General features: G+C 36.7%; 11 protein-coding genes. 3 read left to right on the forward strand and 8 right to left on the reverse strand.

From position 1 onward, the window contains the following. The first annotated feature begins 117 nt into the window (after window positions 1–117). The gene (locus tag H7K77_RS05615; protein WP_186576745.1) at window positions 118–288 is read left to right on the forward strand and encodes a YjfB family protein; all 171 of its coding nucleotides are present in this window, start codon (window positions 118–120) and stop codon (window positions 286–288) included. 24 nt (window positions 289–312) lie between these two features. Then, on the forward strand, window positions 313–693 hold the full coding sequence (locus tag H7K77_RS05620; protein ID WP_186576746.1) for a phospholipase D family protein: 381 nt from the start codon (window positions 313–315) through the stop codon (window positions 691–693). 51 nt (window positions 694–744) lie between these two features. Here H7K77_RS05620 and H7K77_RS05625 read toward each other — a convergent pair whose 3' ends face one another. Next, on the reverse strand, window positions 745–1,842 hold the full coding sequence (locus H7K77_RS05625) for a PRK06851 family protein (protein WP_186576747.1): 1,098 nt from the start codon (window positions 1,840–1,842) through the stop codon (window positions 745–747). Between the two features lie 175 nt (window positions 1,843–2,017). Here H7K77_RS05625 and H7K77_RS05630 point away from each other — a divergent pair, with 175 nt between their 5' ends. Further along, window positions 2,018–2,737 (forward strand): DUF6270 domain-containing protein, encoded by a 720-nt coding sequence (locus tag H7K77_RS05630; RefSeq protein ID WP_186576748.1) that lies wholly within the window; start codon window positions 2,018–2,020, stop codon window positions 2,735–2,737. A gap of 563 nt (window positions 2,738–3,300) precedes the next feature. Here H7K77_RS05630 and H7K77_RS05635 read toward each other — a convergent pair. From H7K77_RS05635 to H7K77_RS05665, 7 genes are all read right to left on the reverse strand, one after another. Beyond that, window positions 3,301–4,011, reverse strand: a complete 711-nt coding sequence (locus tag H7K77_RS05635; RefSeq protein ID WP_186576749.1) for a LutC/YkgG family protein — start codon at window positions 4,009–4,011, stop codon at window positions 3,301–3,303. After that, window positions 3,983–5,437: a LutB/LldF family L-lactate oxidation iron-sulfur protein gene (locus H7K77_RS05640; RefSeq protein WP_186576750.1), complete on the reverse strand. Its 1,455-nt coding sequence runs from the start codon at window positions 5,435–5,437 to the stop codon at window positions 3,983–3,985. Before H7K77_RS05640 ends, H7K77_RS05635 begins: the two co-directional genes overlap by 29 nt. Continuing rightward, window positions 5,437–6,162: a (Fe-S)-binding protein gene (locus H7K77_RS05645; RefSeq protein WP_186576751.1), complete on the reverse strand. Its 726-nt coding sequence runs from the start codon at window positions 6,160–6,162 to the stop codon at window positions 5,437–5,439. The genes H7K77_RS05640 and H7K77_RS05645 overlap by 1 nt, the downstream gene beginning before the upstream one ends. Window positions 6,163–6,519: 357 nt before the next feature. Beyond that, on the reverse strand, window positions 6,520–7,281 hold the full coding sequence (locus tag H7K77_RS05650) for a DeoR/GlpR family DNA-binding transcription regulator (protein WP_186576752.1): 762 nt from the start codon (window positions 7,279–7,281) through the stop codon (window positions 6,520–6,522). Between the two features lie 156 nt (window positions 7,282–7,437). Next, entirely contained in the window at window positions 7,438–9,501 is a 2,064-nt protein-coding gene (locus tag H7K77_RS05655) for a bifunctional aldolase/short-chain dehydrogenase (RefSeq protein WP_235988839.1), read from the reverse strand. Between the two features lie 853 nt (window positions 9,502–10,354). Then, the gene (gene rhaD / locus H7K77_RS05660) at window positions 10,355–11,197 is read right to left on the reverse strand and encodes a rhamnulose-1-phosphate aldolase (protein ID WP_186576754.1); all 843 of its coding nucleotides are present in this window, start codon (window positions 11,195–11,197) and stop codon (window positions 10,355–10,357) included. Window positions 11,198–11,332: 135 nt separating this feature from the next. Further along, complete coding sequence (locus H7K77_RS05665) at window positions 11,333–12,481, reverse strand: iron-containing alcohol dehydrogenase (protein WP_186576755.1); 1,149 nt, start codon at window positions 12,479–12,481, stop codon at window positions 11,333–11,335. Window positions 12,482–12,560: the final 79 nt, after the last annotated feature.

The following is a 12,560-nucleotide window of genomic DNA, read 5'->3' on the forward strand; positions in this document are numbered from 1 at the left end:
ATAAGAAATCATTATCTATCTTTTTTTAGCAATAATAAAACACTTATTACTGAAATTTCTTATTTATATTAACATCCTCTTATTGACCCCCGATAAACTAAGAAAGGAGGTGTAATTATGGAGGTATCCTTTTCTTTAGGTAAATATCAAGCATCCATTCTACAAAAGGTTGATTTAGCTATGACTAAAAAAGTTATGGATACGACTGAGCAAAAAGGAAATCAGATGGTTGAAATGCTTAAAGCTTCTCAACCTAATTTAGGGAATTCAATCGACATTAAGGGTTAACTATGATCAACATGCATTCAACGAATGTATGTTGACTTTTTCAAAAAACAAACCAAGAACGACCTTTGCGTTGCCATCTACACTTTTGACAACGAGGATAGCAAAGAAATTTTCCAGAAACTTCAGAATGAAAATATTCAAATTAAAGTGAATCAGTCACAAAAAATGCACTTAAAGTTAACTATCTCGGACAGTCAAACTGTTGTGACTGGTTCCTATAACTTTACTGAAAAATCAGCTGAGGATAATCAAGCACATCTTATTACAATCCAAAATGAAAATTTTGCAGATATTATGAATCAAACGTTTGAGAAGTTATGGGAAAGAACTTTGAGGTGTTATTATAATTACAATTACTCAACTAACTTAGAGCCTAACCCTGTCAGCTATTGGGTTAGGCTCTAAACAGTTAGCACAATGAAATATAGTACTTTAGTAAGTTAGGAACCTAAACAATTATTTTCCTACCAGTCCCTCGATATCATTATTGATTTCATCACATATTTCATCAATTTTTTTGAAATCGACTGCTTTCATATAAATTTTCTCTAATTCATCATGTAAACCTTTAGCTTCTTGCAGATAAGTGATTCCTTCTTTCATTCGTTGTTTGTAACGTTTATTAACATCATCGATTTCCGCCTCATATTTTTCATCAGTTCCAGGCGTTACTGCTGTTTCATATAAGTCCACAATCTCATCTCCATGTCGATCCGGGAAATATTCATGAGGATCTGTACTGTCAAACACACAGATTCCTAACTCACGAACAACAACCATATCCATACTCTCCGGATCAAAACCACAGTGATACATCTCCACGTCAAAACCTCGTTCCTTAGCTGCATTGGCCACTTTTTTTAGTAAAGTTGACTTACCAGTGCCGGCACGCCCCTTAATAAAGTAACGTTTTGATAAGTCTTCTGTAATATTTGGAATGAAATCTACTACACCATTAGGCGTTGAAGCACCAAAGAATCGGTGAAAGGTTGTTGGTTCTTCTGATTGACTATGCTTTCCTAGAAATATCTTTTCAATTAGTTCATTCGTAACCTCGTTCGCTTTTTTAAAATTCATTTCGTTAATATATATTTCTTCTAAATCATCGTGAATACTTAAACCTTCCGCAAATAAACGATAGGCAGTACCGAATGCCATCGCTATATCTTCCTGAAATTTAACAATTTCTTGTTGGTTTTCCTTTAATAAGTTTCTATCCCAAGCTACTCCTAAGTTCACATATTGTTCAACAGCCCCTGGAGCTTTCGGTTCGAGTACATGCGGGGCAGTACCATCAAACACACCAAATTTCAAAGCACGAATAATCAAACCGTCTAACGAATTATTGTCAGATGAGCAGTGAATTAATTCCACATCATACCCTTTGTTCACCCATATATCTGCTAGCTTTTTCATCATGCTTGATTTTCCAGTACCAGGTCCACCTTTTAAAATATATATATTCTCAAGACCCTGTAAGTTTGAGTCAAATAAATCATAAAATCCTTTTGCCGTGTTCCCACCAGCATAATAATTTAAGATGTTACCCTTCATCAAAAAACACCCCTTCTGTAAGAACATCTAACACATCTTATGCAAAGTATGTTAAATAGGTGAATACCTATAGGGTTATATTATTTAGTATAAAAAAACACACGGCTTTCCTTTAATTACATAAACTTATACTAAAAGATTCTAGAGTAATTCGTTATAGAAAGGAATATTTTTCATGCCAACAATAGACATATTTGGAAGCTGCGTAACTAGAGATGCCTTTTCATTTATACAAAATGAATATAAAATAAATAACTATTTTGCACGATGTTCGTTAATTAGTCTTTACTCTATGCCATTCCATATAAATATCGAGGAAATCAAGTTAAAATCTAAGTTTCAACAACGCATCCTTTACTATGATTTATCAAACTATTTTCGGAGTTATTTGCAAGAAACTAACAGTGATTACCTTATTATTGATTTGATTGATGAAAGACTAGGGGTACAAAAATATGAAGATAAATATATAACTAATTCAACCGAATTAAACCGGTCAAATTTGCTGGAACTGTATAATACGGAGATTTGTAAAATAGACAGTAACTATATAAAATGTTGGGAAAATAGTGCACGACATTTTATTGATGATCTTAAAAAAAGCCCCTACAAGAAAATTTTTCTTCATAAATCACTCTATGTTAATACCTATTTAAATAAAGATAACATTAAGGTGGCCTTTGATAATAAAAATCAAGAATCTGCTGTTAAAAATAATGGAATGCTTCGTCATATGTATAACTTTTTGGAAAATAACTATCCTAATCTAATTAAAATTGAACCTACAGGATTTTCAGCAGATGCAAACCATAAATGGGGCTTATCCCCTTTTCACTACGAAGTTGATTATTATAAAACCTTTATGGATAAATTAAATCAATTCATAACAGGATAATCTACCCGTTTATTCCATATTATTGAATTTATTTATCAACCTCCTTTATTTCCAATGGAATTCAACCTGCTCTTTCTTACTAAGAATGGTAGATTATGCTAAAATGTTCCAAGAACCATATAACGAGTGTAAAAAGGGAGAGGAACAATATTAATAAGACAAACTGGAAGGAGATAGTTGGGATTACCTTCTTATGCATTGTTGGGATTCTAATTATTGGGTTAGCCTTACTCAAGACGATAGGGATAACTACTTCATTCGGAGTAATTATTTATACATTTTTTATAATGATTTTAGACCATGATTATAAAAATGCATCTTATCTGTTTCTGTTCGTAGCCTTTGCTTACACTTTCCTCATCTTGATCACACCAAAAGAAAATACAAATATAAAGAAGAAGAGAAAAAGAAGACGAAATAGAAAATAAAACTAGATACTTTAAAAGCTTACCTCTGCTCTTTCTATTTAAAAATGGTAGTCTGGTTAGTTCTCCCAGATATAACATACAATAAATGCTCAGGGGTACATTCCCTGAGCATACTTTTAATTCCATATTGGGATTTCATTTATCTTCCACTAAAATATAAGCTGCCTTGATCGGACCATGCACACCGACAACTAGATTCATCTCGATATCCGCACTATTACTTGGGCCGGTAATAAAGTTAACACAGGTTGCAATCTGTTCACCCTTCTGGACTCGTTGATGAATTTCTCTAGTTGCTTGTGACATTCTCGGTACGAGGGTACTCTTAGGTACGATCGCAATATAGGTAGAAGGAAGCAAGCTAACTGATCTTCCTTTACCATTATCACTAAATAATACGACTGTTCCGGACTCTGCTAAAGTAATATCACTAAATGTAATGCCAATATCTGCTTGTTCGGCAACCCGGATGCTTTGTTCAGCATTTGATACATCCCATTTGCTTACATCTAAATCTTCTCGTTTGGCAAAACTTCCAAGACCAAATTGATCAAATCGAGGGTCATCCCAAGTAATCACAGATTTACCACCGTAATTTAGAATAACCTTGAGTAGCGCTTGTTCCAAGTTACTTTCAGTCGTACGAATAAAGTCTGTATGGATCGACTGGCATTGCTTTTCTATTACATCTACTAATTCGTCTTGTGAATGATTAGCTAATACTTTCCACTGTACTTGGTGTTTCCATTCGGGACGCGATACATCTTGGGTCCTCTGTTCTCTCCCAAGTTTATTAGCAATGTTTGCAAGAAAATTGTCACGATTTTGAATGATCCCTTTTGGCATGCTCCCTTCCTCCTTCCCCTCTATTTTTAAACCAATCTCTAAATCTTTCTTTTTGAGGGACAGGGAACTCCCGAATATCTGTCCATGATTTTACAGGACCTGGTCCATTAGAAATCGAACCATTTTTCTCAAATGGTGTAACAAGAAATGGAGCAGATTTAGTGGCCATGTTAAATAATTTGGAGGAACCGGCAACTGCTTCAAACCCTCTCATAGCAGCCCGTTCACCAAATCCTGATTTCTTTTCCTCTTCCACAATGTTCCTCCGATGCTGGATCAAGTGTTCATGTAATGGAATTTTAACTGGACAAACCTCCGTACATGCACCACATAAAGAAGAAGCATAAGGCAGTTCTTTATAGTCATCATAGCCACCTAATAATGGCGTTAGCACAGCACCAATTGGTCCAGGATAAATAGAACCGTAAGCATGACCACCTACATGACGATAAACTGGGCAGACATTAATACATGCCGCACATCTAATACAGTGAAGTGCTTCTTGAAATTCTGTACCTAAAATTTTGGAGCGGCCATTATCGACAATTACTAGATGGAATTCTTCTGGTCCATCGATCTCACCAATTGCTCTTGGACCAGTCAAAGCCGTAACATAGCTTGTTAGTTTTTGACCTACTGCTGCTCTTGTTAATAGACTTACCAATACATCTAGCTCTTCCCATGTTGGAACAATACGCTCCATCCCCATCACCGTAATTTGTGTTTTAGGTAATGTGGTTACCATTCGAGCATTACCTTCATTTGTTACAAGTGCGAAAGAGCCAGATTCTGCAATTGCAAAATTACAACCTGTAATACCCACATCGGCTGCAAGAAATTCTTTACGCAACTGTTCTCTGGCAAATAAAGTGAGCTCTTCTGGTTTTTCAGTGTTCGTATAGCCTAGTTTTTCCTTGAAAACATCTCGGATTTGTTCCTTATTTTTGTGAAGCGCAGGAGCAACAATATGGGATGGTGGATCATGATCATCGATTTGAAGGATATATTCTCCTAAGTCTGTCTCGACTACTTCACAACCCTTTTCCTCCAAAATATCGTTTAAGGCAATCTCTTCCGTCACCATTGATTTTGACTTCGCTATCTTTTTCGCACCTTTTTTGGCAATCACTTCACTGACATAATAATTTGCGTCTTCAGCAGTTTTCGCAAAGTAAACATGCCCACCTAGTTCGGCAACCTTTTCACTTAACTGATGGAGGTAATAATCAAGATTTTCCATTGTGTGATTCCGAATTTCTTGCCCTAGGCTACGCCACTCTTCCCAGTCTCCTAACTCCTCTGCAGCATTGGCGCGGTTTGTCTGTAATCTCCCTTGGGCTGACCTTACCGCTCCACGCATAAAACCATCGTTCAGTCCCTTATCAACACGATTCTCAAACTGTTTTTCCCCGATGTGCATTGGCATTAAGCTTCACCTCGACTGTTTAAAATTTCAGCTATATGCATCACCTTAACAGGTTTATTTTTCCGACTGATTCTTCCACCTATATTCATCAAGCAACCACCATCTGCCCCAATCAAAATATCAGCTTCTGTCTCTTCTATATGCTCTACCTTCTCATCAACCATTTGTTCCGATATTTTCGGCATTTTTATAGAAAATGTTCCACCAAATCCGCAACAATCATGTCGATTTGGTAACTCTACCATCTCTAATCCTTTGACATGGCTTAATAGTTTGAGAGGCGCTTCCTTTACTCCCAATAATCTAGTCATATGACAAGATGTATGATAAGTCGCTTTAGCATGGAACTCAGCGCCTGTATCTTCTATATTTAAAACTTCCGTTAAAAACTGTGTTAATTCATACGTCTTTTCTTTTAATGCTTTTGCTTTCACTTGCCACTCTGGTTCATCTCCAAACAATGCTTCATATTCATGAAACATGTAAGCACAAGAACCGGATGGACTAACAACATACTCTGAATGTTCAAACGTTTGAATCATGTTCCGTGCTGCTGCTTTTGTATTTTTATGGTAACCACTATTGTAGGTTGGTTGTCCGCAACATGTTTGTGTTTCCGGGAAATCAACCTCACACCCAAACCGCTCTAATAGTTCGACGGTTGCTTTCCCTGCATTAACATAAAAAACATCCCCAAGGCATGTAATAAACAAGGATACCTTCATTATTTCTCCTCCCCAAATCATGCTCCATTAGTTTTGTGTAAGGCTCTATTTTGAAACTTTTAATTGCTACCGATATACTATCATTTTGAAAATACATCAAACCGGATTGTATATATAAACCAATCCGCACGTTTCTAATACTCTCTTTTTCACTTTGTTAGATTGTTCTTCTCATCCAGATTCACAGCGTCGGGTTGTACTAATCAAATTAAATAGTGCAAAATACGTGTTATTGTTAAGACGAATTAGGCTCAATTATGACAGCCCGCAAACAACAAATATGCAAGAAGAGCATTGTAAAAAGAAAAACCGCTATTATACGGTTCTATTTATCTGTATAACAACGGCTTCGTCTTGTTAGACCTTCATTAAGTTAAGAGACTTTTCCACTATTTGTTGAACTGTATTTGTATCAATACCGCTATCGGTAATGATATGATCAATCAGATCAATGCCACCCAATCGAGAGAAGGCTTGGGCACCAAATTTACTATGGTCAATCATGATGTAGACACTATCCGCAATATCCATCATCTTTCTTTTTATCCTCGCTTGCTGCTCATCGGATTCACTTATCCCACGTTCTAAATGTAATCCTTTGCAAGAAATAAAAGCTTTATTAACATGGTAAGAATCTAATGCAGATTCTGCCAACGGTCCAACATATGATAAAGATCCAGCTAGTAAACTTCCACCAGTTGAGATCACAGCTATGTTTTTCTTTGTGCTTAATTCCATTGCAACTTTAATTGAATTAGTCAGTACTGTTATCGGCATATTCGGTAAGGCTTTTGCCATATACCATGCTGTAGTACTTGCATCCAAAATAATTTTGTCGTTTTCTACAACTTGCTTAACTGCCTCAAGTGCTATTTCTTTCTTTTCATTTACATTTGTTATTTCCCGTTCGGTATAAGGCAGTTCTATATCATTACTTGGCGTTATACTAACCGCTCCACCATGACTTCTGGCTAGTTTCTTTTCTTTTTCTAGTTTTTCCAAGTCTCGGCGTATCGTTTCCTCTGTGACAGAGAATCTTTTACTTAATTCCGTTACCCGTACACTTTTTCGGTCATTCACTAGTTCAACAATTTTTTGTTGTCTCTCTGCAACAAGCACTTCGTCCCCTACTTTCGTTGTTTACTATCTTTGAAGTTTACTCAAACTGATAATTTAAAAATAGAAATATAAAGTTCAAGTACCGATTCAATTTGACTATATTTTAATACTGGATAAGAAGTTTAGCAACTTCTCACCCAGTACTAGTTAGTCAATTTATCTAGTAAACGCGGCTGCTACCCCTCCATCAACTGTGACCATACATCCAGTTGTCTTAGCAGATTTGGATGAAGCTAAGAAGGCAATAGATTCTGCGATGTCTTGAGGCAGAATATTTACATTTAAAATTGTTCTCTTACGGTAGTGCGCTTCTAAATCTTCTGTACCAATTCCATAAGAAGAAGCTCTTTCTTCTTTCCATTCAGAATCCCATATCTTCGAACCACGAATAACAGCATCTGGTAAGACAGAGTTAACACGGATTCCATATTGACCACCATCAGCGGCAATCGTACGAGCAAGGTGTACTTCAGCTGCCTTCGCTGTGCTATATGCTGCTGCATTCTTGCCTGCATAGATAGAATTTTTAGATCCAACAAACACCATATTCCCACCAGCTTCTTGCTCTTTCATCAATTTGAATGCTTCTCGAGCAACAAGGAAATAACCAGTAACTAATACCCCAATATTTAAATTCCACTTATCAAGTGTTGTTTCTTCAAAAGGGCTTGAACTAGCTAAACCAGCGTTGTTAACCACAATATCTAATCCACCGTATGTTAACACTGTCTTTTGGATTGCTTGGATTACTTCTTCCTCTTTCGTTACGTCCATTTTTAATGCAACAGCACGATTGTCACCAAAACGCTCATTAATTTCTTTAGCAAGCTCTTCGGCACCTTCTAGATTGATATCCGCAACTACGACATGTGCCCCATCTTGAACGAGACGAATACAAGTAGCACTACCAATACCACCTGCACCACCCGTAACGAATGCTACTTGACGAGAGAAATCAGCCTCAGGTGGAGCAAGGCTTAACTTATAAAGCTCTAAAGGCCAATATTCCACATGATAGGATTCATTTTCATTAAGAGATACAAAGTTACCTAGAACAGTAGAACCGCTCATTACTGATATAGCTCGATGATACAAGGATTCACTAACGTTTGCAGCTGTCCAGTTTTTCCCCGTATTGATCATGCCTAGTCCTGGTATTAACACAACACGTGGCGCAGTTTCAGAAATGCTATCTCCTTCCGTTTTATTACGTTCAAAATAAGCTACATACTCCTCTTTAAAAGCAGCTATACCTTCTTTAACACTTTCCATTAAGCTGTCCACATCTTTACTGTTAGGATCCCAATCAATAAAAAGCGGAACACGTTTTGTGTGTACTAGGTGATCTGGACAAGCAGCACCGATCTGAGATAGTTCTTTTGCATCTTGGCTGTTTACAAAATTCAAAACAGTTTCACTATCATCATAAGTGACTATCATTTTCTTTTCTTTACTCACTTGACCACGAACGATAGGTAATACTTTTGCAAAAATCTCTTTTCTATCTTCTGAGGAAAGAGCTTGATACTTTTCTCCACCAAATAATGTTTCTCCTTCAGCTTTTGCGTTTATATAATCTTCTGCTTCTTGAATAATAGAGATCGTTTTGTTGTAGCTTTCTTCTGAAGTTTCTCCCCAAGTAACTAAACCATGTTTCTCCATAATAACAAGCTCAGCATTTGGATTTTGTTGTACACCTTCTGCTATCATCTTAGAAAGCTTGAACCCTGGACGAATGTATGGAACCCAGACAAAACGATCACCATAGATTTCCTTTGCAATCTCTTTGCCGTTATCTGCACATGCAATGCTGATAATTGCGTCTGGATGTGTATGATCTACCTGTTTAAATGGTAAAAATGCATGTAGCAAAGTTTCAATTGACGAACGAGGATGTTTCGCATCAATCATGCAATGAGCTAAGTATGCTACCATTTCTTCATCAGACATATCTTCCCGTTCTAACAATGGTCGAATATCTTCCATTTTAAGTCCTGTAAAGTTCTTTGCCTTCATAGTAGCTAGATCAGATCCGCTACCTTTCACATACATTACTTCTACATCTTGACCTCGAAAATCTTTTTCCATTGTTTTTGTTGATGTATTACCGCCACCCCAATTTGCTACTGATCGATCTGATCCTATTAGGTTAGAACGATATACCAGTTCGGATAAACCGCTTTCAAAATCCCCTTTGTGATCCCACTTGTTTTGTACCAAATCCATTTCCTCCCCTTATGTTTTGATAAACAAAGAATAACACACTTTGTTTTATTTTTGAATATCTTTTTTTAACTTTATTTACTTTTATATATATTATTTTCACTTTGGATATATGCATTTTTCATTTTACATACCACTGACTTAAATTCTAGCTAAGGATAAAATAAAAGCCTATGTTCATAACCATAGTTGCTTTTGACACAATTTCTATAGACTCTGCAGTAAGAAATTAGTTGCCGCTGCGGAAATTCACTACGCTTTCCGTGGGCTCGCGCTGAGCCTCCTCGGTCGCAAAGAACGCTCCCTGTGGGGTCTCAACGTCTTCGCTTTCCCACAGGAGTCTACGTGAATTTCCTCCGCTCAGTGCATATGATTGTAATATCAATGTATTATAATGCGTAATTCAATCCATTTTTCTACGATAGTTAATCAGAGCAAAAAGTAACAATATAATAGTTGATATTTGCTTTAGAATTAAGAATCCTATGATAATTAGTTATTACTGTTCTTAGCGTTAGAAAATCTATCATAAGTGTAGGCAGAATACGGAGACTCCTCGAAAATATAACCCGATTTTCTTCGTGCGATGTATCGCTTCCGTAGCATTTCTTGTCCTGTGGAACAGCACGAGGCGAAGATCCCGGAAGAGCGTTCTTTGCGTCAAGGGAAGGCTTGAGGCCGTGCCCACGGAAAGCGGAGTATTCTGCCGGAACGAGTTCAAGCACACATTCAAAGGTTCTAATAAGTTACTAGTGATTTTATCTCCACTATGCAATTAAAAAACAACAAAGTTTACGTAAAGAACCATATAAAAAGAAGCAAGAGTTTCTTCCTCTCACTTCTCAGATAGTTACAAATAATTTTTATTTGGTTCTACATTAAACGCTTTTGCTAAGTCTGCTAACTGTTGATCTGTTATATCTTGACTAATTCCACCACGATGAGCACTTGCTAACATATATACTTGTGCAGCCTTTTCAGCTGTTTCAATTAATCCAAACGTTTCATCAATTGATTCACCGGCCCCAAATATACCATGGAACGGCCAAATTACCAATCTAGCATCTTCCATTTTTTCTGCAGTAGCTTTCCCAATTTCGTTTGTACCAGGTACCATCCATGGTAATAATCTAATCCCCTCTGGAAAGACGACAATACATTCTGTACACATCTTCCATAGCGTTTTACTAAAGCTTTTCTCATCTAATTCATGTGTAAATGTCATGGCAATTATATTTGTTGCGTGTGTATGCATAATAACACGATGTTTTTCGTCTTGACGTAGTCTCGCAATATGACTTATAAAATGAGATGGAAGTTCACTTGTTGGTTTACCGTCACCAGTAAGACCCCAAAGTAACTCCACTGCATCTCCATCATTAGTTACTTTAAGGATCCCTAAACACTCAGCAGGATTACTTTTTACGTTTTTGAAATACTTTCCAGAGCCTGTAACGATGAAGTATTTATTTGCTAACTCTACTACAGGGAAGTCTAAGCTAATCGTACGTAAAACACGTTCTGGATTTACATAACCAATTACTTCGTCTTCCTTTAGAATATAACTAATATTTCCTCCATTACGTTCATCCCAACCTAGTCTCCACATGTTATAAGTCGTTTCCATCATTTCTTGCACGAAAGGCGCATTGACAACTAACTGATCTTGTTCTAATTCTTGTATAATTTTCATCTATAAACATCCTTCCACACGGATTATTTTTATTATTATTTGTTTTCCTACCTTTATTTTACCAAAAAACAAAATCAAATAAACAAAAACAAACAATATAATATTTGTTTGTTTTTGTGTTTGTCTATATTGTGTCTAAAGGATTTCGTTAAACATGCTAATTACTTCTGCTTTTGTTGGTTGGAAAGGATTACCTGGTGCACAAGCATCTTTCATCGCAAATTCAGCCAATTTGTCAATGTCCACATTATCCACACCGATTTCAGATAACTTACTTGGAATGCCAACTTCTTTTGATAATTGCTGAATTGCTTCGATTACCTTATTTGCACATTGTTCATTCGTTTTATCAGCTACATTAATACCTGCTGCTTTTGCAATGGCACGGAACTTAGATGGATCTCGTCTAGCATTTTCCCTTTCCACTATCGGTAATAGCATTGCATTACAAACTCCATGCGGTAGGTCATAGACACCACCTAGTTGATGTGCCATTGCATGCACATAGCCAAGTCCAGCATTATTGAAAGCAACACCGCCTAAGAACATCACATAAACCATTTGCTCTCTCGCTTCCAAGTCTTTTCCATCCCGCACAGCACGTGGTAGATAATTAAAGATAATCTCTACAGCTGCTAGAGCAGTTGCATCAGTCACTGGAAATGCACCCGGAGTAACAATTGCTTCAATCGCATGTGTTAGAGCATCCATCCCAGTTGCAGCAGTCAAATCTGCTGGTTTATTAATCATTAGCGCTGGATCATTAACAGAAATAGTTACTAAGCTGTTCTTATCTACCATTACCATTTTTACTTTTCTTTCTTCATCTGTAATAACATAGTTAATTGTATATTCAGCAGATGTTCCTGCTGTTGTATTTACAGCTACGATTGGAACTGATTTATGTTTTGTTTTTCCTACACCTTCAAAATCTCTAACGTTCCCTCCATTTGTAACAACTAATCCAATACCCTTCGCTGCGTCCTGTGGAGAGCCTCCGCCAACGGATACAATAAAGTCACATGAATGTTCTTTAAATACAGATACACCTGTCTGCACATTGTTAATCGTAGGATTTGGTTTTACCTCGTCATAAACGATGTATTCAACGTTAGCCTTATCTAATTGGTCCAATACCCTTTGAACAATCCCACTTTTATTTAAAAACTTATCCGTTACAACTAATGCTCTTTGAAACCCTAGCTCCTCAATGAATGGCGCAACATCCTCTAAACAACCTCTCCCCATTAAGTTAGTGCTTGGTACATACAATACTCTACTCATACTATTCGCCTCCATTATAATTTGCTCATTAATTCACAAAAATATTGTTCATTAGTGAACATGTTGTTTATACTTTTAT

It is taken from the genome of Aquibacillus kalidii (assembly GCF_014280935.1).
In the GTDB taxonomy this organism is placed as follows: domain Bacteria; phylum Bacillota; class Bacilli; order Bacillales; family Amphibacillaceae; genus Aquibacillus_D; species Aquibacillus_D kalidii.

What these genes read in the sequence shown, in the direction of transcription:
- H7K77_RS05635 (WP_186576749.1), bottom strand. Translation starts at nt 4,011, where the DNA reads ATGCCAAAAGGGATCATTCAAAATCGTGACAATTTTCTTGCAAACATT.
- H7K77_RS05615 (WP_186576745.1), top strand. Translation starts at nt 118, where the DNA reads ATGGAGGTATCCTTTTCTTTAGGTAAATATCAAGCATCCATTCTACAA.
- rhaD (WP_186576754.1), bottom strand. Translation starts at nt 11,197, where the DNA reads ATGAAAATTATACAAGAATTAGAACAAGATCAGTTAGTTGTCAATGCG.
- H7K77_RS05630 (WP_186576748.1), top strand. Translation starts at nt 2,018, where the DNA reads ATGCCAACAATAGACATATTTGGAAGCTGCGTAACTAGAGATGCCTTT.
- H7K77_RS05625 (WP_186576747.1), bottom strand. Translation starts at nt 1,842, where the DNA reads ATGAAGGGTAACATCTTAAATTATTATGCTGGTGGGAACACGGCAAAA.
- H7K77_RS05620 (WP_186576746.1), top strand. Translation starts at nt 313, where the DNA reads ATGTATGTTGACTTTTTCAAAAAACAAACCAAGAACGACCTTTGCGTT.
- H7K77_RS05665 (WP_186576755.1), bottom strand. Translation starts at nt 12,481, where the DNA reads ATGAGTAGAGTATTGTATGTACCAAGCACTAACTTAATGGGGAGAGGT.
- H7K77_RS05645 (WP_186576751.1), bottom strand. Translation starts at nt 6,162, where the DNA reads ATGAAGGTATCCTTGTTTATTACATGCCTTGGGGATGTTTTTTATGTT.
- H7K77_RS05640 (WP_186576750.1), bottom strand. Translation starts at nt 5,437, where the DNA reads ATGCCAATGCACATCGGGGAAAAACAGTTTGAGAATCGTGTTGATAAG.